At 40.8% G+C, this 23,699-nt stretch carries 22 protein-coding genes; 9 read left to right on the top strand and 13 right to left on the bottom strand.

Going from position 1 to position 23,699, the window contains the following annotated elements; translation table 11 throughout:
* Positions 1-101: 101 nt before the first annotated feature.
* The 8 genes from prmA to efp all read right to left on the bottom strand — a co-directional run bounded on the left by prmA (position 102) and on the right by efp (position 8,189).
* Entirely contained in the window at positions 102-989 is an 888-nt protein-coding gene (gene prmA, locus E4T92_RS04795) for a 50S ribosomal protein L11 methyltransferase (RefSeq protein ID WP_135093654.1), read from the bottom strand.
* A 199-nt stretch (positions 990-1,188) separates the two neighbouring features.
* Positions 1,189-2,061 (bottom strand): DMT family transporter, encoded by an 873-nt coding sequence (locus tag E4T92_RS04790; RefSeq protein WP_077542541.1) that lies wholly within the window; start codon positions 2,059-2,061, stop codon positions 1,189-1,191.
* Between the two features lie 101 nt (positions 2,062-2,162).
* On the bottom strand, positions 2,163-3,623 hold the full coding sequence (gene panF / locus E4T92_RS04785; protein ID WP_135093653.1) for a sodium/pantothenate symporter: 1,461 nt from the start codon (positions 3,621-3,623) through the stop codon (positions 2,163-2,165).
* Positions 3,620-3,877: a DUF997 family protein gene (locus E4T92_RS04780; RefSeq protein ID WP_077542539.1), complete on the bottom strand. Its 258-nt coding sequence runs from the start codon at positions 3,875-3,877 to the stop codon at positions 3,620-3,622. The genes panF and E4T92_RS04780 overlap by 4 nt, the downstream gene beginning before the upstream one ends.
* Before the next feature lie 15 nt (positions 3,878-3,892).
* A complete protein-coding gene (locus E4T92_RS04775; protein WP_135093652.1) occupies positions 3,893-5,326 on the bottom strand; it encodes a surface lipoprotein assembly modifier in 1,434 nt (477 codons plus the stop codon).
* A 70-nt stretch (positions 5,327-5,396) separates the two neighbouring features.
* Complete coding sequence (locus tag E4T92_RS04770) at positions 5,397-6,341, bottom strand: Slam-dependent surface lipoprotein (protein WP_135093651.1); 945 nt, start codon at positions 6,339-6,341, stop codon at positions 5,397-5,399.
* A 294-nt stretch (positions 6,342-6,635) separates the two neighbouring features.
* Positions 6,636-7,442 (bottom strand): Slam-dependent surface lipoprotein, encoded by an 807-nt coding sequence (locus tag E4T92_RS04765; RefSeq protein WP_135093650.1) that lies wholly within the window; start codon positions 7,440-7,442, stop codon positions 6,636-6,638.
* Positions 7,443-7,622: 180 nt separating this feature from the next.
* On the bottom strand, positions 7,623-8,189 hold the full coding sequence (gene efp, locus E4T92_RS04760; protein ID WP_135093649.1) for an elongation factor P: 567 nt from the start codon (positions 8,187-8,189) through the stop codon (positions 7,623-7,625).
* A gap of 34 nt (positions 8,190-8,223) precedes the next feature.
* On the opposite strand from efp, the gene epmB reads away from it, so the two are divergent.
* From epmB to E4T92_RS04725, 7 genes are all read left to right on the top strand, one after another.
* The gene (gene epmB, locus E4T92_RS04755; protein WP_135093648.1) at positions 8,224-9,240 is read left to right on the top strand and encodes an EF-P beta-lysylation protein EpmB; all 1,017 of its coding nucleotides are present in this window, start codon (positions 8,224-8,226) and stop codon (positions 9,238-9,240) included.
* 102 nt (positions 9,241-9,342) lie between these two features.
* Positions 9,343-10,662, top strand: coding sequence for an opacity-associated protein OapA (oapA, locus tag E4T92_RS04750; protein ID WP_135093647.1), 1,320 nt, complete (start codon positions 9,343-9,345; stop codon positions 10,660-10,662).
* A gap of 48 nt (positions 10,663-10,710) precedes the next feature.
* Positions 10,711-11,115 (top strand): MliC family protein, encoded by a 405-nt coding sequence (locus E4T92_RS04745; protein ID WP_077542536.1) that lies wholly within the window; start codon positions 10,711-10,713, stop codon positions 11,113-11,115.
* Positions 11,116-11,118: 3 nt separating this feature from the next.
* Positions 11,119-11,829, top strand: a complete 711-nt coding sequence (gene recO / locus E4T92_RS04740; RefSeq protein ID WP_135093646.1) for a DNA repair protein RecO — start codon at positions 11,119-11,121, stop codon at positions 11,827-11,829.
* Positions 11,829-13,145, top strand: a complete 1,317-nt coding sequence (gene rlmD / locus E4T92_RS04735) for a 23S rRNA (uracil(1939)-C(5))-methyltransferase RlmD (protein WP_135093645.1) — start codon at positions 11,829-11,831, stop codon at positions 13,143-13,145. The genes recO and rlmD overlap by 1 nt, the downstream gene beginning before the upstream one ends.
* A 79-nt stretch (positions 13,146-13,224) precedes the next feature.
* The gene (gene relA, locus E4T92_RS04730) at positions 13,225-15,456 is read left to right on the top strand and encodes a GTP diphosphokinase (protein ID WP_077542533.1); all 2,232 of its coding nucleotides are present in this window, start codon (positions 13,225-13,227) and stop codon (positions 15,454-15,456) included.
* An 8-nt stretch (positions 15,457-15,464) separates the two neighbouring features.
* Positions 15,465-15,821: a diacylglycerol kinase gene (locus E4T92_RS04725; RefSeq protein ID WP_077542532.1), complete on the top strand. Its 357-nt coding sequence runs from the start codon at positions 15,465-15,467 to the stop codon at positions 15,819-15,821.
* Between the two features lie 90 nt (positions 15,822-15,911).
* Here the strand turns inward: E4T92_RS04725 and rraA are convergent, their stop codons facing one another.
* The gene (gene rraA / locus E4T92_RS04720; protein ID WP_135093644.1) at positions 15,912-16,412 is read right to left on the bottom strand and encodes a ribonuclease E activity regulator RraA; all 501 of its coding nucleotides are present in this window, start codon (positions 16,410-16,412) and stop codon (positions 15,912-15,914) included.
* Positions 16,413-16,458: 46 nt separating this feature from the next.
* Positions 16,459-17,370 carry a 1,4-dihydroxy-2-naphthoate polyprenyltransferase gene (locus E4T92_RS04715; RefSeq protein WP_135093643.1) on the bottom strand — a complete coding sequence of 304 codons (912 nt, stop codon included), beginning with the start codon at positions 17,368-17,370 and terminating at the stop codon, positions 16,459-16,461.
* 61 nt (positions 17,371-17,431) lie between these two features.
* Here E4T92_RS04715 and tsaA point away from each other — a divergent pair, with 61 nt between their 5' ends.
* Positions 17,432-18,175 carry a tRNA (N6-threonylcarbamoyladenosine(37)-N6)-methyltransferase TrmO gene (tsaA, locus tag E4T92_RS04710; protein WP_135093642.1) on the top strand — a complete coding sequence of 248 codons (744 nt, stop codon included), beginning with the start codon at positions 17,432-17,434 and terminating at the stop codon, positions 18,173-18,175.
* A 192-nt stretch (positions 18,176-18,367) separates the two neighbouring features.
* Here the strand turns inward: tsaA and rpoD are convergent, their stop codons facing one another.
* The 3 genes from rpoD to rpsU form a co-directional block, all read right to left on the bottom strand.
* Positions 18,368-20,254: an RNA polymerase sigma factor RpoD gene (gene rpoD, locus E4T92_RS04705; protein WP_135093641.1), complete on the bottom strand. Its 1,887-nt coding sequence runs from the start codon at positions 20,252-20,254 to the stop codon at positions 18,368-18,370.
* Between the two features lie 67 nt (positions 20,255-20,321).
* Entirely contained in the window at positions 20,322-22,106 is a 1,785-nt protein-coding gene (gene dnaG / locus E4T92_RS04700) for a DNA primase (RefSeq protein WP_135093640.1), read from the bottom strand.
* Between the two features lie 125 nt (positions 22,107-22,231).
* Complete coding sequence (rpsU, locus tag E4T92_RS04695; RefSeq protein WP_018356521.1) at positions 22,232-22,447, bottom strand: 30S ribosomal protein S21; 216 nt, start codon at positions 22,445-22,447, stop codon at positions 22,232-22,234.
* Positions 22,448-22,664: 217 nt separating this feature from the next.
* Between rpsU and tsaD the strand changes: the two genes are divergently transcribed.
* Positions 22,665-23,693, top strand: a complete 1,029-nt coding sequence (tsaD, locus tag E4T92_RS04690; RefSeq protein ID WP_135093639.1) for a tRNA (adenosine(37)-N6)-threonylcarbamoyltransferase complex transferase subunit TsaD — start codon at positions 22,665-22,667, stop codon at positions 23,691-23,693.
* Positions 23,694-23,699 lie beyond the last annotated feature (6 nt).

Raw genomic sequence — 23,699 nt, 5'->3', positions numbered from 1 at the left:
GGGGCGACAACCGATAAGGCGTGCTATCATACGCATTTTACCCTAGTTTGCAAAGTGAAATTTGTTCAAAAAATACACTTTTTTTGATTGACAAAAAGAAATTAATGGTTTTTTAATTTACCTGTAATACGACACCACTCTTCACGCACGGATACAGGATCTAAAGTAAACGTTTGTGTGTAAGCTTCGCACACGGATTGGGCTTGGGTTTCTAAAATACCGGATAAGCCAAGTTCGCCGTTTTCTTTTACAAGCTGACTAATTACAGGATAAAGCTCTTTTAATGGACCGGCGAGAATATTGGCAACAACAACATCAGCTTTTAGATTTTCCGGTTTCTCATCAGATAAAAAGAGTTGTAAACGATCCGCCACACCGTTTTGCTCCGCATTATTACGGCTGGCAAGAATAGCTTGAGGATCGATGTCAATTCCGATTGCGTTCTTGGCGCCTAGCTTTAATGTGGCGATGGCTAAAATGCCTGAACCACAACCAAAATCAATTACTGTTTTACCTTCCAGATCTAACCCGTCTAACCATTCTAAACAAAGGGCTGTAGTAGGGTGTGTACCGGTACCAAATGCGAGGCCGGGATCAAGCATGACATTGACCGCATTTTCATCCGGCACTTCACGCCAACTTGGACAAATCCACAAACGTTTACCAAATTGCATAGGATGGAAATTATCCATCCATTCCCGCTCCCAGTCTTTATCTGCAATTTGTTCAACTTTGTAGGCGGTATTTTCATCTAAATGCCCTGCTTGTTTTAGCAAATCAACAATTTCCGTCATATTGGTTTCCGCATCAAATAAGGCAATCACATCCGTATTACCCCAAAGGCGGGTTTCACCCGGTAAAGGTTCAAAAATCGGCGTATCTTGGCTATCCATAAATGTGATGGACACCGAACCGATTTCTTCTAAAAAATCACTGATTTGTTCTGCTTTTTCATTTGTGCTGTTTAGGCGAATTTGAATCCAAGCCATATATTTTTCCTTTGTTTGCGATATTTATAGCAAATGCACGAATAAGAATGTCAATAAAACGTAGAGATACACGACATGCGTATGTCCGTAACATATTGAAATAAATTGGTTTTATAAGGGACATACTCAGTGTGTCCCTACAGATAAACCCGGCTTATGCAGTTGCTGTATGTTCATCATTGGGTGAATATGGGGTGCATTATACCGATTTTTTCAAAAATTTCGGCAGTAACGTCGAACCAAGTGTGGCAAACATAATGATTGTGATGCCAAGTGCGGTTGAAAATGAAAGCGTTTCGCCAAGTAATAAAACTGCAAATAAAATACCAAATAGGGGCTCAAGAGAGACTAAAACGCCGGAAAGGTTGGCATCTACACTATTTAGCCCCTTATTCCACAGCCAGTAAGCGAGCCAACTACAACCGATAGCGAGATAAAATAATCCGATGATACCGTATCCATTCAAATGAATTTCCCAGTTTTCGGTTAACACTAAGGTGAAGGGCAATGTGGTGATTGTACCTAATACAAGGGTTGCTGAAGTATAGGCTTGAGTAGATATTTTGGCGACAATAGATTGTGTCCAACGCAACACACAGGCAAAAATAATACCTGCCGATAACACTAATAAACAACCAAATAAGCTAATTTCATTGATCCCTTCATGGTGTTGTCCACCATTAATCATCACGGCAACGCCTAAAAATGCGAGACCACCGAAGAGCCAATGGAACCATTTTGCTTTGTCTTTGAAAAAGAAATGGCCAACGAATACGACAAGAAGAGGTTCTAGCCCAATCATCGTGACCGCACTGGAAGCAGAAGTATATTTCAAGCCGATAAATTGTAATAAGAAAACGGCGGTATAGTTAAAAAAGGCGAGCCACCACAATTGTTTTCTCATGGGATAGCTAATTTTTTTCCAACGACGTAAAAAGAGGGGAAAGACGAAAATCATTGCAATAATTAACCGCACTTGAACGACAAGCACGGGATCCATCATAGAATAGGTGAATTTAGCAGCGATTAATGAGCTACTCCAAAGCAGCAGAGCGATAATTTGATAGAGCATTATTTTTTGTTTATTTGTAGGGACACATATCTTGTGTCCAGTAATAACATATTAAAAATTTGATTTTATTTCAGGTCTGTGTCCCTGCCACATAATATCGGTTAATTCCTCAAGTGCGGTGATTTTTTCCGCAGTTTTTTCATACGGATCTCACCCAATTTATTCCCCACTAAAAATGCGATTAAACCGAATGTTAATGCCGGCACGATTTGATGGAATCCAAGCAGTTTCGTATTGAGTTGCGTGAGTAAAATATAACTGCCTAAGCCGACAATCATTGAGCTTAATGCCCCGTAAGCATTGGCTTTATCCCAATAAATTCCTAACACGATAACCCATAAAAAGGCGGCTTCCAATCCACCAAAAGCGAACAAGTTCAGCCAAATAATCATATCTGGCGGATTAAGAGCAGCAAGAATTAAAAGTGCGGTTAAAATCAGCGTAATAATGGAAGAAAAATAGCTGATTTTTTTCTCATTTTTAGCCGCATTTGGCTTGGCAGAAAGATATAAATCTTTGACAAAAATTGATGATGATTGAATCAGCTGTGCATCAATGGTGGACATTATGGCAGACATCGGGGCGGCTAAGAAAATCCCTGCCACAATAGGTGGAAGAACTTGCAACATGAGGGTGGGGATAACTTGATCCGCAATGGTTAAATTAGGGATAATAGCACGCCCTAATGCACCGGATAAGTGCATTCCGAACATAATTAAAGAAAGCACAATGGTGCCGATCAACATCCCTCGGTGCAGAGCTTTACTGTCTTTAAATGCCATACAACGCACCGCTGTGTGTGGTAGCCCTACCACACCAAAACAGACGAGCACCCAAAATGAAGCCATAAATTGAAAACCGAGCATATCGTTCGCTCCATAAGGGCTGACTAAGGCAGGATCAATTTCGGTTAATTTATTGACCGCACTTTCTACGCCACCAAGAGCATAAATGGTACCGCCTAGTAAAATCACCGTACCGATAATCATCACGGTGCCTTGAATGGTATCAGTCAGCACCACGGCACGGAAGCCGCCGATAAATGTATAAATCCCCACCGTGAAGGCGAAAAGTAAAAGCGCCTGTGTATAAGAAATCCCAATGGTCGTTTCAAGTAATCGTGCACCACCGATAAATTGCACGGTCATCGCCGCAAAAAAAGCGAGTAATAAGGCAAGACTTGAAACCCAAACAAGGTATTTATTTTTGTAGCGATACAAGAAAAGATCATTGATGGTGAGGGCGTTCGTTTCTCTTGAAAGGAGAGCAAATTTTTTGCCTAATACGCCCAAAGCAAGCCATACGGCAGGCACTTGGATCATGGCTAACAATACCCAACCCAATCCATATTTATAGGCGGCTCCCGGCCCCCCGACAAAAGAACTGGCGCTGGCATAGGTAGAGGCAGTGGTCATGGCAAGCACAAAACCTGTCATTGAGCGATTTCCGACATAATATTCTGTTAAAAAATCGCCTTTTGTTCGCTTCACATAAGCATAGATCGCCGCCCCAAATACAAAAGTGAGGTAGATGATTAAAGGAAGAATGATGCCGAGATTCATTGTTTATCTCCCTTATCTTTGATTTCTAAGGAAATATCCAGATAGACAATTTTGATGACCCAATAGCCGACAACGATAAACAAAATCGGTAAATAGATGCAGGAAAGCTCAAACCAAAGGGGGAAACCGATTGGACCTAAAGTTTCTTTTGGTAAGTAAGCGCATAAACACCAACCGATCACATATAAGAAGCTGAGCCCTAATGCCCATCTCGCTTCCTTAGCGGCTTGTTTGTATCGTTGTGTGAGTGTCATATTGTGTATCCTTAGTTAAAATGTTTTACTCATTTCTAAATAAATACGGTTTTTATCATAACGATAAAAAGGGTGGTTACTTTTTATTTTTTGATACGTCCAGGTTAGTTTTGGTGTCATTCCCCAAAAATAGAAATCACGATGCCACAAGGTTAGTGCAGTAAAATACTCATTATTTTTCTGACGAATTTGGAAGAAATCAATGTCTTTATATACTCGCCTTGCATAGGCAAGGTTTAATCGGGTGGAAATACCGAAAGCCCATTCTTGTCCCCAGCCTAAACGAATATTTTTTCTTTGGTAAGCATTATCGCGATCACGGGTATTTTCACGATTATAATCGATACCTGCAACCCAATATTGCCCACTCTTTGGAATATAAAGTAGGGTATTTGACCAAAGATAATTATTACCATTTAAATGTTTCCGCCAGTCATAACGTTGTTCACCATATTCAAGTGCGGTCGAAATTTGCCATTTTTCATTTAGCCAATAGTTTGTTTCTAATCGAATACCGGAATTTTTGGAATATTGTTTTAATGCCTCGCTGCCTGATGATCCACCGCCATACCAACGTTTTTCTATAAAGGGAGAGAGCGAACTCTCAAAGCGTGCGGTTTGATAGCCTAAACCTGCACCTATCCGAAGATTTATTTCATTATATTTCTTGTTATCCCAAAAATATTTTCCTTGCCCTTCAAACTGGAATTTTGTGAAAACGTTATTCGCCCAAGACCATTTTTTCTCAGCATTTAAATAATAGGAAAAACCTTGAGCACTTTCTCTTTCCCAAGCAAGCCAGTTGCCAATTTTTGTGCCGACTTTGGGAGCATTATTGATGTTTGATTCATTTAAATAACTGATTCCACCATTCACTTTCCATTGATTACGTTTGTTTAAGGCAGATAAATATTGATCGATAACCTGAATGGTTTCCGGCGAGACTTTTTCCGCACGCAGTTTTTGGAATTGGTCTTTTGCTGATTCGTTATCATTATTTAAAAAGAGTACTTGGGCTAATTGATAGCGTAAAGCGATAATGTCGGAATATTCACTAAATAAAGCACGATAATGTTTTACTGCCTGTGGAAAATCCCCTTGTTGACGCAGGACAATTGCTTCAGCCCAGGTTAACAAAGTAGGATCTTGATTGGGCAAATTTTTGTAAAGCGGGAGCAAAATTTCTACTGCTTCGCTATTATTTTGTAGTACGGCAGGAATCATTCCACGAACAATCAAATCCGGATATTGAGCAAGTTGTTCCTTGGTCATTGAAATGGTAGATTTTTCTTCTGTTGCGACATTTGGTGTTTGTTCACTAAGTTTTGGTGTTGCGATCTGAATGCGATCATTGGTTAGGTCATTTTTCGGTTGTGCTATTTCTGCTTGCACAACGGCGGAACATATTACGCCCAATAGTGTAGCTAATAAAGTTTTCGTTAATTTCATTTTGTATTATATAAAGATAGAAATAAAGCAAGCACAACGGCTTGCTTTATTAAATGAACAAAGAGGAAAATTATTGTTTTTTCGCACCATACACACCAAGGTAGCTTTCTTTGGTATTGATGTAACTACCTGCTAGCTCGCTTGCATTGTTACCGTAGAATCCACCCGCTGTTTCAGTACCGGCTGAACTTGTACCGTAGAATTTGTTACCGTTGATGTTGGCAGAAATATCAATAACCTTGTTACTCTCAGTTGTTAGGTTACCTGATAAGGTTTTATCTGAGAAGTTAGCAGTAAGTTTAGCTTTTGTTGGAACAAAGGTATCAATGGTGCCATCATCTGTTATAGAGTAAGTATGAGCACCATTACCTTCATAAGTGGCTGATCCAGAGGTCGGCATATTGCTTGTCCGGTTCACACCGTAAGCTAACAAATATTGATTTTGTAAGTCTTTATCAGCGATAAGACCCCAGCGAATATTTTCACCTCCACCTGAATAACGAAATTTTGTTGCATCCTTGATTGAGCTTATACCACCGAAGAAAGCTGGAGGTATAAGTGTGATAGATTTACCTTCAACATTAATCACATTGAAATTATTTCCGTATTCTCTCACAAATAATTGTTCAACATTACCACCTGATTTAGGAATTAAGAATCCGGCAGTTTGTTCATCAATTGAGTAAGTAGGTTCCACTGTTGGTGTTGATGGTTGTTCCGGATTAGATGGCTGTGGTTCAGTAGCATTTGCATTTTGGTCGTTTTTTTCGCCCGTTTGTGGCTCAGTTGCCGGTGGTGTAGCCTCAGGATTTACTACTTCTGGTTGTGAAGACTCAACGTTTGGCTGACTAGGTTGTGTCGGTTGTGAAGATTCAACATTTGGTTGGCTAGGTTGTGCTGGTGTTATTGGTTGCGGATCGCTATTACCGCCACTTCCACTGCTTCCACAAGCTGAAACAATTAATGCTGCTAGGGCAGCGAAACCAAATTTTGCCAATGAAATTTTTTGCGTCATAAGATCTCCTATAATTAACGCAAGATGAGTCAGATTCTAAATTGCTAAAAAGTCTATCAAAACTCATATTACTTGTTAAGTGAATTAAAGGCTGAAATAACTAAAAATAAAAGATTACTTTACTCGGAGATATTCACCCACACGGGGAAACTGCCATTTCTGTCTGGGCATTGACGACAAACAATGAAGAAAGAGTAGAAAGAAAATCTTACCGGATTTCATTAATTTGAGTTCCCTTAGATATGAATAAAGCAAGCACGACAGCTTGCTTTATAATTCTAGGTGTTCATTTTATTACTGTTTTGCTGCACCGAAAGTGGCACCCCAAGATTTATTATCGCTTGCAAGGCCTGCCATTTCTTTTGCATTATTGCCGTAGAATTTCCCTTCTACCTGACCTGATGGTAAAGAGGCTGAATTTGCAGTACCAGTAAATGAATTGCCTGAAATTTTAGCATTAATATCCACCGGTTGAATATTTGGAATTGTAAGCGCACCATTTAGTGTTTTATCGCCAAAATTGACATTAAATTCAGATTTACCAACGTGGTAATCTTCATCCTCCAATGCTGCTACATTTTCGGCTGAAATAATTGCTTCACCGGAATAAGTTGCGGTACCTGACGTTGGCATATTTTGAGTTGGGTTACCGTTATAGAACATATAGCCTGCATCATAAGAATCGCTTACACCAAAGCGAATATCGGAGTAACGACCACAACATACTTTTAGGTCGCCAATGGTTGCCCAACTGTTGGCATGAATACCTGGATATCCTATAGTAATATTGGTGCCATCAACATTTATGGAGGTGGTGTTGTAACCATTTAATGTTGCAGTTCGCTGCTTAACATTATCATCTTGTCCGGGCATTACAAATGCTGCACCTGTCCCATTTCTTATTTGAGCTTGGTTATTAGATGTTTGATTGGTTTGTGAATTATTTGTCGGTTGACTTGGTTGAGTATTGTTTGATGCGTTATTTTGTTGTGGCTGATTATCGCTACTGCTACCACTGCCGCTACTTCCACAAGCTGAAACAATTAACGCTGCGAGGGCAGCAAAGCCAAATTTTGTCAATGAAGTTTTTGTTTGTGTCATAAGAGACCTCCTATAATTAAAGAAATTAGATGAATCAGATTTTAAATTGATAAAAAGTCTATCAAAACTCATATTACTTGTTAAGTGAATTAAAGAGTGAATTCTTAACTAGCTGAAAAACAAAAGAGCGGTCAAAAATTCACGAGATTTTTTGACCGCTCTTTTTATCCTAAAAAAGGATTATTTCACACGAGAAACATATTCGCCCGAACGGGTATCCACTTTAATTACTTCACCGATTTGAACGAATAGAGGCACTTTTACGACTGCACCGGTGCTGAGGGTTGCCGGTTTGCCGCCGGTACCAGCGGTATCACCTTTTAAGCCAGGGTCGGTATCCACGATTTCTAATTCAACGAAGTTTGGTGGAGTTATGGTAATTGGCGCACCGTTCCATAGAGTAACGATACAATCTGCTTGGTCTAATAACCATTTTTCTGCATCTCCCACTGCTTTTGCATCGGCAGAATACTGCTCGAAGGTTTCAGGGTGCATAAAATACCAAAATGCGTCGTCTTTGTATGAATAGGTTAAGTTAAGATCCATAACGTCAGCCGCTTCAACAGAAGTACCGGATTTAAAGTTTACATCCAACACTTTGCCGGAAATTAATTTACGAATACGGGTACGGGTAAATGCTTGACCTTTTCCCGGTTTGACAAATTCATTTTCAACGATCACGCAAGGTTCGCCATCTTGCATAAATTTTAGACCCGGTTTGAAATCACTGGTAGTATATGTAGCCATATTAAATATCCTAAAAATAGAGACAGTTTCAAAAGTGCGTATTCTAACTCAAGATCCTGTTCTTAGAGAAGAACAAAATTGGCTCGCGATTCTAAAACATGCGATTTCTGATCCTAAAATATTGCTAAAACTCCTTGAGTTACCGGAAAAGGATTTTGAGCAGGCGTTAAATGCCCGCAAACTTTTTGCTCTTCGGGTTCCTCAGCCTTTTGTCGCAAAGATGGAAAAAGGTAACCCGAACGATCCGCTTTTTTTGCAAGTGATGTGTTCCGATTTAGAATTTGTGCAGTCTGAAGGATTTTCAACGGATCCTCTTGAGGAGCAAAATGCCAATGCTGTGCCGAATATTTTGCATAAATATGGCAATCGTCTTTTGTTTATGGTGAAAGGCGGTTGTGCGGTGAATTGTCGTTATTGCTTTCGCCGTCATTTTCCTTATGATGAAAATCCGGGGAATAAACAAAGTTGGCAACAGGCGCTGGATTACATCGCCGAACATGATGAAATTGAAGAGGTGATTTTTTCCGGTGGCGATCCGCTGATGGCGAAAGATCATGAGTTGGAATGGTTGATAAAACGTCTCGAAAATCTACCGCACTTACAACGTTTACGCATTCATACTCGTTTGCCGGTGGTGATTCCACAGCGAATCACCGATGAATTTTGTCATATTTTGGCGAATAGCCGTTTACAAGCGGTATTGGTGACTCATATTAATCACCCTAATGAAATTGATGAGCCTTTAGACTATGCGATGAAAAAACTTCATCATTCAGGGATAACGCTCCTTAACCAATCCGTCTTGTTGAAAGGCATTAATGATGATGCACAAATTTTGAAAAAACTTAGTGATAAATTATTTCAAATAGGGATTTTACCTTATTACCTACATTTGTTGGATAAGGTACAAGGGGCAAGTCATTTTTTAATCAGTGATAAACAAGCTATGGTGATTTATAAAACCTTGCAATCACTTACATCCGGTTATCTTGTGCCTAAACTTGCTCGTGAGATTGCAGGTGAGCCAAATAAGACTTTATACGCTGAATAAGATCCGATAGAATACACGCAATTTTTTCACCGCACTTTTGTGAGTGGCGATAACAATAAAAAACGGCCAATAATTATTAAACTGAGGTAATCTGTGAATTCTATGAATGGCAATCAATCAAACGATAACAAATCACAAGGCGAACTTGAGCTTGGGTTAAGCCAAGCAGATTCAATTACACCAAGAAAACCGGTTCATTCAAACGAATCTTTATTTGATAAAGCAAAAGGATTATTTGGGCGTAAAGAGCAGCCTGAAACCAAATTTCATGTGCGTAAAGAACCGACATTTGGTGAAAGCCACACACAGCAAGATCCCCTTCAGCCTAGCCAATCTTCTACGTTGGCAACAGAAGTTGAAACAACGGCTGAAAGTGTTGCAAAAGAGGCTGAATCCACGATTGAACCGGTGATCGAAACGGTTCAAGCGAAAGTGGAAGAAATGGAGGACAGTGTCGTTTCGGTCACCGAACAGGCAAAAGAAAGCTTAGCTGCGGGAACTACGGCGTTAAAGCGCCCTGAAAAATGGAAAATTCTTCAAATTTTACCGGAAAAACACCGTCGTCTCTTTGTTGCGATTCTAGCGCTAGTTTTACTTTTAATCGTGTTTTTTGCGTTAAAACCGAATTCCGATACGGTGGAATCTTTTGAATTACAAAATAACAATGAGATTCCGGTACAATTCCAGTCTTTAGATCAGTCTCAACCGGTAGAAACCACTGTGTTAGACAATATCTCGGCGCTACAAGCAAGCACACCGATTGCAGAGTCACAAATGCAGTCTGAATCTAATACTTCTGAGCCGGGTAAAATGGAATATGTTGGCGATCAAAAAGTGACAACAGACTCGACAAAAGAGACGGGAGTCGTATCATCTGTCAATGAGAGGGTTTCGCAGCCCGTTCCTGTCGCCCCTGTTCGTCCTGAATCGGTTAAACAAGTTGAACGTACCGTTGGCAGCGTCCTTGAAACCATCAAACATGATGGGGTTAAAGCTGTTACTCAAGAACGTAAAATCGTAGAAAAACCAACAGCGAAATCGGTTCAACCTAAAACCGAACCGGCAAGAAAAGCACCTGTTCAAGAAACAAAAGCGACAGTGAAAAATGAACGCAAAGTTCAAATTGTTGAAGCAAAACCTGTGACTAATGCAGAAAAAGTGGCATCAAACGGTGCAAGTAAAACCTTAATCGTACCGAAAGGTGTTTCTCTTATGCAAGTATTCCGTGATCACAATTTGAATATTTCAGACGTGAATGCGATGACAAAAGCAAACGGAGCGGGCAATGCTTTGAGTAGCTTTAAGCCGGGAGATAAAGTCCAAGTTTCCCTGAATGGGCAAGGCCGAGTCAGTGAGTTGCGTTTATCTAATGGCGCTAAGTTTGTACGTCAGGCTGACGGATCATATCAATTCAGAAAATAATTGTAAGGGCGAATCTTCGCCCTTTTTATTTCCTTTTGGTGAAGGATTATGCTAAGAAAAACATTGTTTATTTTGACCGCACTTTTGTTTGGTGGGTGTGCTCATAGTCCATTATTAAGTGAGCAATCTCCACAAAAGATGGCTGTGCAGAAGGTTGATAAAGCCTCACAAATCGGCTCGGCAAAATTGTATTTCTGCAAAGATGATAAGGAAGTTCGTGTCGTATACAGTGCACAGAAACGAAATAAGAAAATGTTGAAACAAGTTTCCATAACCTTTAATCAAGTTACGGAAAAACTCACTCAAATGATTTCAGAACGTGGCAAGAATTACGGAAATATTCGTTGGACATGGTTAGAGCGTAATGATTTTAGTACCCTAAAAAACAGCCTCGGTGACATTTTGGCTGAGCAGTGTGTTTTGAAATCTTCTGCCCCCTCATTGAGTAAATAATACGTGCAAACCGAACTCCAACGTGGTTTTGTATTACATCGCCGACCTTACAGTGAAACCAGCTTATTAGTGGATTTATTCACGGAAGAGAGCGGTCGTCTCACTGTCATCGCAAAAGGGGCGAGAGCGAAACGTTCAACTTGGAAATCTGTCTTGCAACCTTTTACGCCCTTATTATTACGTTGGACGGGAAAAGGTGGTCTGAAAACGCTTATCAAAGCGGAACCTGCTGCGATCACTTTACCTTTACAACAGACCGCACTTTACAGTGGGTTTTATGTGAATGAGCTGCTTACCCGAGTCATTGAGCCGGAAACGGCAAATTCACCTTTATTTCAACATTACTTAAAATGCTTAACGAGTTTGGCAACAGAATCAAATGTCGAACCTTGCTTGCGTTTATTTGAATTTAACTTACTGCAAATTCTCGGCTATGGTGTGGATTTTCTGCATTGTGCTGGCTCGGGTCTGCCGGTGGAACCGGCAATGACTTACCGCTACCGTGAGGAGAAGGGCTTTATCGCCTCATTGGTGAAAGATAATCTCACTTTTTACGGGCGAGATCTGATAGCCTTTGCTGTCCTTGATTTTTCCGATGAAGCTGTACGCCAGGCAGCGAAACGTTTCACTCGCATAGCACTTAAACCTTACCTCGGTGATAAACCTCTAAAAAGCCGGGAATTATTCACTCAAAATATTTTATTTTTAAAATAATGGTACTGCTTTATACGCCACAGAAAAAACTCAATAAGCCAAAAAAGATCACGGCAACAATTATTGAGCTGGATTACCAAGGTCTAGGCGTGGCAAAAATTAATGGTAAAACTTGGTTTATCGAAAATGCCCTACCACAAGAGAAAATGGAATGTACCGTGTTGGAAGAAAAACGCCAATATGGTCGGGCAGTGGTAACAAAATGGCTTGAGAAAAGCTCGCTTCGTGTCTCGCCACAATGTATTTATTTCGGGCGTTGTGGCGGGTGTCAAGCCCAACATATTCCTGTTGAAATGCAGCGTGAAGTTAAACAATCAGCGCTGTTTAAACGCTTGGCAAGGCTTCAGCAAGAATCTATTGATTTTCAACCGATGATTTGTGGTGAACCTTGGCAATATCGCCGTCGGGTACGTTTAAGTTTATGGTTTAATCCTAAAACCAAGCACATTGACATGGGATTTCGCCAGAAAAATTCCCATGATTTGATTGCGGTAGAACACTGTGACGTGATGGAACCTGCCATCAATTATTTACTACCAAAATTGACCGCACTTTTAGGACGTTATTCCAACCAAAAACAACTTGGACATATTGAGTTAGTCGCGGCGGATAATGGGGTAGCAATGCTATTGCGTTATACCGGAAATCTCACCGAAATTGACCGCACTTTATTGTTGAATTTTGCCGAGCAAGAAAATTTAATGCTTTTTCTACAAAGTGATGAGGGCATTGAACAAGTTTGTGAAGACTTACCTTATTATCAATTTTCCGATGGCACGAAATTTCATTTTGATATTCAGGATTTTATTCAGGTTAATCGTACGCTAAATGAAATCATGGTGCAAACAGCACTGGATTGGCTTGATCTTCAACCAGCAGATCGTGTGTTAGATTTATTTTGCGGAATGGGTAATTTTACGCTTCCTTTGGCAAAACGAGTGAAAAGTGCGGTGGGAATTGAAGGCGTTTTTGACATGGCGAAAAAAGCCAAACAAAATGCTGAACGTAATCAGCTCAATAATATTGAATTTTTTCAAGCAAATCTTGACCAATCTTTTATCAATCAGCCTTGGGCAATGCAGTGTTTCAACAAGATCTTGCTTGATCCACCACGGAGCGGCGCGGCATTTGCCCTGAATGCATTGTGTGAGTTAAAAGCAGAAAAAATCCTTTATGTGTCCTGTAACCCGGCTACCTTGGTACGTGATGCAGAAATTCTACGCAGCTTTGGCTATAAAATTGAAAAAAGTGCGGTGATTGATATGTTTCCTCATACGGGGCATTTGGAATCTCTCACGTTATTTTCTACAAAATAAGTAGGTTATTCTGTTACAATGACTGGGCTAAAATGGAGTAACAGGAGGTTGCTCTTTTCTTCATCAACAAGGGGGTATTATGGTTGCTGTTCGTGGTTCTCATTTGTTAAATCCGCAAGATTTTGTGATTGAACAATGGTGTGCAGCATTAAAGCTTGCTGAACAGACGGAAAGAAGTCTGGTTGAGGCGTGGTACTATGTACGTAATTTGATGGAACGCCACCCTGATGAAATGAAAAATGCCACATTGACACTCCAATCCGGTGTGGAAATGGTGGAGATTTTGTACGAACTCAATATGGATACCGAGAGTCTTATCACGGCAATGTTGTTCCCGGCGGTGGCGAATCGTTTGGTGGATTGGGAAGCCTTAAAGGAAGAGTTTGGCACGAAAATCACGAAACTACTTCGAGGCGTGGAAGAGATGGATAATATCCGTCAGCTTAATGCCAGCCATTCAGCCAATGCCTTACAGGTGGATAATGTACGCCGTATGCTGCTTGCGATGGTGGATGATTTCCGTTGCGTCATTATCAAGCTTGCCGAACGCATTACCTTCTTACGTGATGCTGAAAATCGTTGTTCTGAAGAAGAAAAAGTGCTTGCCGCCAAAGAATGTTCTAATATTTATGCCCCATTGGCAAATCGCTTAGGGATTGGGCAGCTTAAATGGGAGCTGGAGGATTATTGTTTCCGTTATTTACACCCGGAACAATATCGTGCTATCGCCAAATTATTACAAGAGCGTCGTCTTGATCGTGAACATTATATTGCGGATTTTGTACAAGAATTAAGTGGTTATCTGCGTGAAAATATTGACTGTGTCGAAGTGTATGGACGCCCAAAACACATTTATAGCATTTGGCGTAAAATGCAGAAAAAACACTTGGAATTTAGTGGGCTATACGATGTAAGAGCGGTGAGAATTATCGTTCAAAAATTACAAGATTGTTATACCGCATTAGGTATTGTTCACACCCATTTTAAACATTTGCCAAAAGAATTTGACGATTACGTTGCTAATCCTAAACCAAATGGGTATCAGTCTATTCATACCGTTGTGCTAGGAAAAGGCGGTAAGCCGATTGAAGTGCAAATTCGCACTCAACAAATGCACGATGATGCGGAGTTAGGTGTGGCAGCACACTGGAAATATAAAGAAGGCACTACCGGCAGTTTATCCGCTTATGAAGAAAAAATTGCATGGTTGCGTAAATTACTCGCATGGCAAGATGATATTACCGACTCCGGCGAAGTGATGGCGGAATTACGAAGCCAAGTATTTGATGATCGTGTCTATGTGTTCACCCCAAAAGGTGAAGTTGTAGATTTGCCTGCCGGTTCAACCCCCCTTGATTTTGCCTATGCGATTCATAGTGAAATTGGCCATCGTTGTATTGGCGCAAAAGTAGGAGGACGCATTGTCCCTTTTACTTACCAGTTACAAATGGGCGATCAAATTGACATCATTACCCAGAAAAATCCGAATCCAAGCCGTGATTGGCTCAATCCTAATTTAGGTTTTACTCATACGGCGAAGTCTCGATCAAAAATTCAGGCATGGTTTAAAAAGCAGGATCGTGATAAAAATGTGCCGGCAGGAAAAGAATTGCTAGATAATGAGTTAGCTCGTTTAAATCTGAGTATCAAGCAAGTAGAACCTTACGCTCTGCCTCGTTATAACTTGAAAAATCTAGAGGATCTTTATGCGGGAATTGGCAGTGGCGATATTCGTCTCAATCATTTGGTGAACTTTTTACAAAGTAAGCTTATCAAAGTCAGCGCCGAGCAAGCCGATCAAGAAATTTTGCGTCATGTCGCAACCAAAAGTGCGGTGAATTCTCAGCAAAAAAATACAGAAAAGAGCGGCTGCGTGATCGTGGAAGGGGTGGGGAATTTAATGCATCATATTGCCCGTTGTTGCCAACCTATTCCGGGCGATGCCATTGTCGGTTATATCACAATGGGGAGGGGGATTTCCATTCACCGCAGTGATTGTGAACAGTTTTTAGAGCTACAAACGGCACACCCGGAACGAGTGGTGGATTCCATTTGGGGGGAAAACTATGCTCGAGGATTCCATATTAATATTCGGATTGTCGCAAGCGATAGAAACGGATTACTACGTGATATCACCACTGTGCTTGCGAATGAAAAAATCAGTGTATTGGGGGTGTCCAGCAGAGCTGATACTAAAAAACAGATAGCAACTATCGATATGGAGATTGAACTTCATAATGTAGAAAGTTTAAGCAAAATCTTAGCAAGATTGGCAAAGTTGGATGACGTGATTGAAGCAAAACGCTTATAGGTAAATTTATGTACAAAACAACCGGGTTAACCCATTTAATCAATTCCACAAAATATTCTCTTCAAGGCTTAAAAAGTGCGTTTAAGAACGAAACCGCTTTTCGCCACGAATGCTTTCTTGCGGTGATTTTAATCCCGCTAGCCTTCTTTTTGGGAGAGACTAAAATCGAAATCGCTTTAATGATTTCATCTGTTTTACTTGTTATGGCTGTGGAATTATTAAACAGCGCCGTTGAAGCAGTGGTCGATCGCATCGGTACCGAACGCCACGAACTTTCCGGTAGAGCCAAAGATCAAGGTTCCGCCGCTGTCTTTATTGCACTTTGCATTGTAGGTGTCGTGTGGGGAAGTATTTTATTTTTTTAAAGTGTGGTTGGTTTTTAAAAGACTTTGGCTTATGCATTGGCATAAGCCGTTTTTTTTTTTGCCTATTTGGTTATCTAGGATAGTCTTTATTTATTCTTCCTCGAAATCATCTAAATTAAGTGCTTCTTGGGAGAGGATGATACCCGTGAGATCCGCATAAATATAATCTTCAGGGAAGAATGTTACGCCTCCGAAATTAACGGGAATATCAATTTCTCCTGTTTGGTTTTCATCTGCACTGACCGGAATTGGCGCAAGGGCGTGGATACCAATATCAATATTTTCTAATTGTTGGATTTGGCGAACGGCTCCGTAAACGATAATTCCTTCCCAACCATTATCTGCAGCAAGTTGTGCGAGCTCGGCATCAACTAAACCACGGCGCACTGCACCACCACCATCTATCACTAATACGCGACCTTCACCATTTTCTTCTAATACCTCAGCAATAAGCCCATTATTTTCAAAGCATTTTACGGTGGTGACTTTACCAAAGAAATGGCTCGCACCACCAAAACTTGAAAAAATTGGCTCTACCACATCGACTTGATCCGCATAGAGATCGCAAAGTTCCGAAGTATCAATAAACATAAATTTCCCCTATTAAATGTTGAGATGCCACTTAGTATATGCTGATTTAGCCGATAAGCAAGCCCAAACTAAAAAGTAGATTGGTAAAGAGTGAAATCATCGACATTTGTGCCAGCATTGGACGTAGCGCTGTGGGTGATTGGCTACGATAAACAAAAACAGCCTGTTTAGTGAGTAATGGAAAAGCAAGTAAGAATGAATAATTGAGCCAAGAGGTGGCGGTTTTGAATGTAAATAGTAAATAACACAGCGTAGCGAAACTTAATAGAATACAGTGGTAAATACGCCCTTTATGTGCCCCTAAACGAACGGCAAGAGTATTTTTACCGGCTTTGGCATCTTGTTCAATATCTCGTAAGTTATTGATATTTAGGACAGCACTGGCAAGTAAACCTGAGCCGATAGCGGGTAGTATAATGTGGTTGTCAATGCTGTGTGTTTGTAAGTAATAAGTGCCCCCCACGCCAAGTATGCCAAAAAACACTAAAACGGAAATATCGCCTAAGCCCATATAGCCGTATGGTTTTGCTCCTACGGTATAAGTAATGGCAGCAATAATTGCTAAAATGCCAAGTAGGGCAAAGGCTAAGAGATCGGTGAGGTTTTCATAAGCGATGCCAATCAAAAAACTGCCGGAAATAAAACTAGCAACAACCATTAAGATTAAGCCCCATTTTAATTCAACGGCTGAAATCCCCCCTTTTTGGATACCTCGTAATGGACCGATACGTTCTTCTGTATCTGAACCTTTTTGGTGATCACCATAGTCATTGGCAAAGTTTGAGAGTACCTGTAATAAGATCGTTGTCAGCAGGCAAAGTACCATTATCGAAACATTAAATGTCTCAGGCTTTGCCCGGTAAGCAAGGGCTGAGCCCGTGAAGATAGAGGCTAATGCGAGCGGTAATGTTTTTGGGCGCGCCGTTTCCCACCACATTTTCAATTTTTCATTTGTCATTTTTTTTGACCGCACTTTTGATTACAATAGGTGGTGTATTCTACATTAATCTCAGGTATTTATGAATGACTTAACCCTCTTTCCCATTGCCATTATTCATACCCCCTATAAGGAAAAATTCTCTGTTCCACGTCAACCTGATTTAGTGCAAGACGGTGTCGGTATTGTCGAGCTACTTCCTCCTTATAATTTACCGGAGGCGGTGCAAGGGCTAGAACAATTTAGCCATCTCTGGTTAATTTTTCAATTTGATCAAATTCAACAAGGAAAATGGCAGCCAAAAGTTCGCCCGCCACGTTTAGGGGGAAATCAGCGGGTAGGGGTATTTGCCTCACGGGCAACGCATCGTCCAAATCCATTGGGATTGTCAAAAGTGGAATTGCGTAAGGTGGAATGTCTAAACGGAAATGTATTTCTACATTTAGGGGCAGTGGATTTGGTGGATGGAACACCGATTTTCGATATCAAACCTTATATTGCCTATGCAGATAGTGAGCCCTATGCAAAATCAGGTTTTGCACAAGAAAAACCACAGTCAAAACTTCATGTGGAATTTACTGAGCACGCTAAAAGTGTGGTGAAAAAACTTGAAGAAAAACGACCGCACTTAGGACGTTTTATTCGTGAGGTCATTGAGCAAGATCCCCGTCCAGCCTACCGGCAGGGTAAGCTAAGTGAACGTATTTACGGAATTAGCCTTTATGAATTTAATATTAAGTGGCGAATTAAATCGGGTTCGTTAGATGTGGTAGAAGTGCTTGATATTGAGAAAAATATCGTCATGAAAGCCAAAAAGCATATTTGAAAATCCGATATGTTGTTATTACACAAATTTGATGTTTGGTTTATCTATAGAAATTTTGTTTTGTGTATTTGCTATATAACACTGAAAAAAATCTGTATCTTAATCGGTTGGTTATGCAACCTTTGGGATACAGATGAGAATGTAGCATGTGTAAAACACTGTTTCACACAAAACGATTTTTATTGAATATAACTATTCATCCAAGAAACTACGCAAAGTTTCTGAACGACTAGGATGACGAAGTTTACGTAAGGCTTTGGCTTCAATTTGGCGAATACGCTCACGGGTCACATCAAATTGTTTGCCCACTTCTTCAAGGGTATGATCCGTATTCATATCAATACCAAAACGCATACGTAATACTTTCGCCTCACGTGGTGTGAGACCTTCTAGCACTTCATGAGTCGCCACTTTTAAACTTTGTGCGGTAGCAGAGTCTAACGGTAATTCAAGAGTGCTATCTTCAATAAAGTCACCTAAATGTGAATCATCGTCATCACCAATAGGGGTTTCCATAGAAATCGGTTCTTTCGCAATTTTTAATACTTTACGAATTTTATCTTCCGGCATACCCATCCGTTCTGCCAATTCTTCCGGCGTGGCTTCACGTCCCATTTCTTGCAACATTTGACGAGAAATACGGTTGAGTTTATTGATCGTTTCAATCATATGAACAGGAATACGAATCGTACGCGCTTGATCGGCAATGGAGCGAGTAATGGCTTGACGAATCCACCAAGTCGCATAAGTGGAGAATTTATAGCCTCGGCGATATTCAAATTTATCAACCGCTTTCATTAAGCCAATATTACCCTCTTGAATTAAATCCAAGAATTGTAAGCCACGGTTCGTATATTTTTTGGCGATAGAAATAACCAAACGTAAGTTGGCTTCTACCATTTCTTTTTTAGCTCGACGGGCTTTTTGTTCACCACGAGACACCGCATCGCAAATGGTGCGCATTTGTTGGACGGTGAGGTTTGAACTTTGTTCAAAAATAGCTAAATTTGCTAAAGCTTGGCGGATGCGCTCCTCATATTTTGGTAAACGTTTTGCCCAAGGTTTAGAAGATTTTAAGGCTTTATCCAGCCATGTATCGCTACTACCAAAAGTGATGATGATTTTTTCAAATTCTTCTTTTGACATACCGGCAATATCAACTAACACTTTTTGTAATTGGCGCTCTTCGGCGCGCACTCGCTTCATCATATTTTTCATAGATAAAACAAGTAAATCGAATTGTTTTGGTACAAGGCGGAATTGTTTGAAAATTTCAGCGAGTAAAACGACTTGTTCCTGTGATTTTTTATGATCACGTCCATGTTTAGCAATTGCAGCTAAGGTTTTAGTATGTTGTGTTTTGAGTTCAGTGAACTTTTCACGTGCAACTTCAGGATCGATACTATTATCGGTATCAGAGCTATCTGTTGCTGAATCGTTATCCTCTTCTTCCTCTTCATTATCGTCAATATTAACGTCCGTTGTGTGGGTGTCTTCATCATCTTCATCAAAAGTATCTGATAATTCAGGTGTTTCTTCGGTGACGACATTAGGATCTACAAAACCCGAAATGAGATCAGCAAGGCGAACATTGCCTTCTTCTACTTTATTGTATTGGTCGAGTAAATCATTGAGGGCTTCAGGATAAGCAGCAATAGAAGTTTGAACTTCATCAATACCTTCTTCAATTCGTTTAGCAATGCTGATTTCATCTTCACGTGTTAATAGGTCAACCGTTCCCATTTCTCGCATATACATACGCACCGGATCGGTTGTGCGACCTATTTCCGATTCGACATTTGAAAGAATTTGTGTCGCTTCTTCTACGGCATCTTCATCTGGAATGGTGTCGTTTAACATCATATCATCGCTTTCCGGTGCTTCATCCAACACAGGAATCCCTGCATCATTTTGCAAGGTTTGGAGTAATTTGTCGTAGTATTCAGGATCGACCACATCTTCAGGCAGTAAATCATTGATTTCTGCATAGGTTAAGTAACCTTGCGTTCGGCCTAATTCCATTAATTGTTCAATTTGTTCTGAATATTGTTCCGCAGTAGATTGTTGATTTTGTTCCATGTTTATACCCATGTCGTCGTGTTTTTATGGATGAAATTTCTCGTTTTAGCGGGAGATTTTACCATTGTTATTGAGGATTAACTAACTGTTTTTTCTGTTCTTCTTTGCCCGTAATAAGTGTAATCAGCACTTGTTTTTCTTGTTCCGTTAATCCCTCGGATCGCTCTTTTGCAATAAGCATTGCAATATCGCGTTCGATAGCTTGAATATTCAAACGGCGATAATTTTGTGAAAAGGCGTTAATGATTTCTTTATCGTCCAGTAAATGCTCCCATGTCGCTAAGATTTCAAGGGGGCGAAAGTATTCCGTATCGCGAAAATGTTCGAGAATTTGCCCCAGTGTGATGCCTTCCCTTGAGCGACAAAGTGCGGTCAATTTTTCCAACAGCTCGTAACCGGCTTCGCCTCTCAATGCGGTGAGTCCGGCTTCAGTAATACGATTAACCAAATGCGTATTTTGTAATAAAAGAGAAATGACAATTCGCATTGGTGTTTGTTTCATTTTAGGTTGGCTATCACCGTTTATGGATACCGGGGAGGTTGCTTGTTTAGGAATTAAACTTTCCAGTTGTGATTCATCAAAAATACCAAGCTTTTGTGCCAATGTATTGCGTAAAGATAACCGTAATGCTTCGCCCGGAATTTGGCGAATTAAAGGGGAAGCGAGGGCGACTAATTTACTGCGTCCCTCTTTCGTAGAAAAATCCACCTGTGGGTTTAAGTGGGCAAAGAGAAAATCGGTGAGCGATTGTGCGCTTTCGATATATTCTTCAAATTTTTCTTTGCCGTATTGGCGAATGTAGGTATCGGGATCTTCACCATCGGGTAGGAAAATAAATTTAATTTGCCGCCCATCTTCTAAATAAGGTAACGCATTTTCCAGCGCCCGCCATGCGGCATCCCGTCCTGCTCGGTCGCCATCATAACAACAAATCACTTGTTCAGTGGCGCGGAAAAGAAGCTGAATTTGCTCTGATGTGGTGGACGTGCCGAGAGACGCAACCGCATAATTTACGCCAAATTGTGCTAATGCCACTACATCCATATAGCCTTCGACCACCAATAATTTTGGTGGCTCATCACTATGTTGTAAGGCTTCATATAAGCCATAGAGTTCTTTGCCTTTGTGGTAGGTAAGGGTTTCCGGTGAGTTTAAATATTTGGGTTTTTCATCACCTAATACCCGACCGCCAAACGCTACGGTACGCCCACGTTTATCTCGAATAGGGAACATAATTCGGTGGCGGAATTTATCGTAAACATGGCCTCGCTCATTCTGCGATAGCATACCCAGATCGCGCAATTTTTGTTGTTCTTCACGATTGAAGCCAAATTTGCGTAATACAGAATCCGGTGTATTCGGCACAAAGCCAATTTGATAGCGGGCAATAATTTCGGGGGATAGACCACGTTGCTGCAAGTAATGCTGCGCAGGAATATTTAAGGGCAGCTGTGTTTGATAAAAACGCGCGATCTCTTGCATCAATTCATATAGATTACGTTTGGTCTGATAACTGATTTGGGGACGTTGATGAGTTGAGTTTGCCCGCTTTTCATAAGGCACTTCTAACCCAGCCATGGCAGCAAGCTCTTCAATGGCCTCAACAAATTCAAGCTTGTCATAATCCATCAAAAAGGAAATTGCGTTACCATGCGCACCACAGCCGAAACAATGATAAAACTGTTTTTTTTCGCTTACCGTGAAAGAAGGCGTTTTTTCATGATGGAAGGGACAGCAGGCTTGATAATCTCGCCCGGCTTTTTTCAGTTTCACACGAGAGTTTATCACATCAACAATATTGGATTTTGTTAACAAATCATCAATAAACGGGCGTGGAATGGTGCCTTTCATGACTTTTGCCTCCTTAAAATATGATGTGAAAAGTGCGGTCGTTTTTGACTGAGTTTTAAAGCAACAAAACCGTGATACCAAAGGAACCACGGTTTGTCTTAACTCGAGTTAGAAAATACTACAAATTAGTATAAACGGGTATTACGCGCATTCTCGCGAGCGTTGCGTTTAGCGTGACGTTTAGCAAGCGTTGCTTTTTCACGTTTACGAACAGTAGTTGGTTTTTCATAGAATTCACGAGCGCGAACTTCAGCCAAGATACCGGCTTTTTCGCAAGAGCGTTTGAAACGACGTAAAGCTACGTCAAATGATTCGTTTTCACGTACTTTAATTACAGGCATAAGCCAATCACCTCAATGAGTTTAATTTAATTGCAATTTAAAAATTTATCTATGCCATAAATGGCAAATTCAATAAAGGTCGCAATTCTAATCTAATTTCAGGGAGAAAGTAAAGGAAAGAATGCGTAATTCGCCTTAATTCATGGTTTCAACTGGTTAAAACCGCTTAAACAAGGTAAAATCGCGCCTTATTTTAGAAACTAAATTGAGAAAATCAATGAAAATCTTAGGAATTGAAACCTCCTGTGATGAAACGGGCGTAGCAATTTATGACGAAGAAAAGGGGTTAATTGCAAATCAGCTTTATACTCAAATTGCACTCCATGCGGATTATGGCGGTGTCGTGCCGGAGCTTGCTTCTCGTGATCATATCCGTAAAACGGCACCTTTGATTCAGGCAGCATTGGCGGAAGCAAACTTAACAGCGGAAGACATTGATGGTGTGGCTTACACCAGTGGTCCCGGGCTTGTAGGAGCTTTGCTTGTTGGGGCGACTATTGCCCGCTCACTGGCCTATGCCTGGAATGTACCGGCAATTGGGGTGCACCATATGGAAGGGCATTTGCTTGCCCCAATGTTAGAGGAAAATCGACCGCACTTTCCTTTTGTGGCTTTGTTGGTTTCGGGCGGACACACACAGTTAGTACAGGTGGATAGCGTAGGCCGTTATAAAGTCATTGGGGAATCCATTGATGATGCTGCAGGCGAAGCTTTTGATAAAACCGCGAAGTTGCTCGGATTGGATTATCCGGGGGGAGCGGCACTTTCCCGTTTAGCGGAACAAGGTACACCGAATCGTTTCATTTTCCCCCGTCCAATGACAGATCGCCCGGGATTAGATTTTAGCTTTTCCGGGTTGAAAACCTTTGCAGCTAACACGGTAAATCAAGCCCTGAAAGAGGAAGGAGAATTAACCGAGAAAACCAAAGCAGATATCGCTTATGCTTTTCAGGAGGCTGTCGTGGATACTTTAGCAATTAAATGCAAACGAGCATTAAAAGAGACGGGGTATAAACGTTTAGTCATTGCGGGGGGCGTGAGTGCAAACAAAAGGTTACGTGAAACGTTGGCGATATTAATGAAAAATTTAAAGGGGGAAGTCTTTTATCCCCAACCTCAATTTTGTACTGACAATGGTGCAATGATCGCCTACACGGGTTTTTTACGTTTAAAACAAGGTCAGCAAAACGGATTATCAATTGATGTCAAACCTCGTTGGCCTATGACTGAACTCTCAGCAATTTAAGGGGAA

This window comes from Pasteurella sp. WM03 (assembly GCF_004570945.1).
Lineage (GTDB): Bacteria > Pseudomonadota > Gammaproteobacteria > Enterobacterales > Pasteurellaceae > Rodentibacter.
This window is presented reverse-complemented; position numbering and strand designations above follow the sequence as displayed.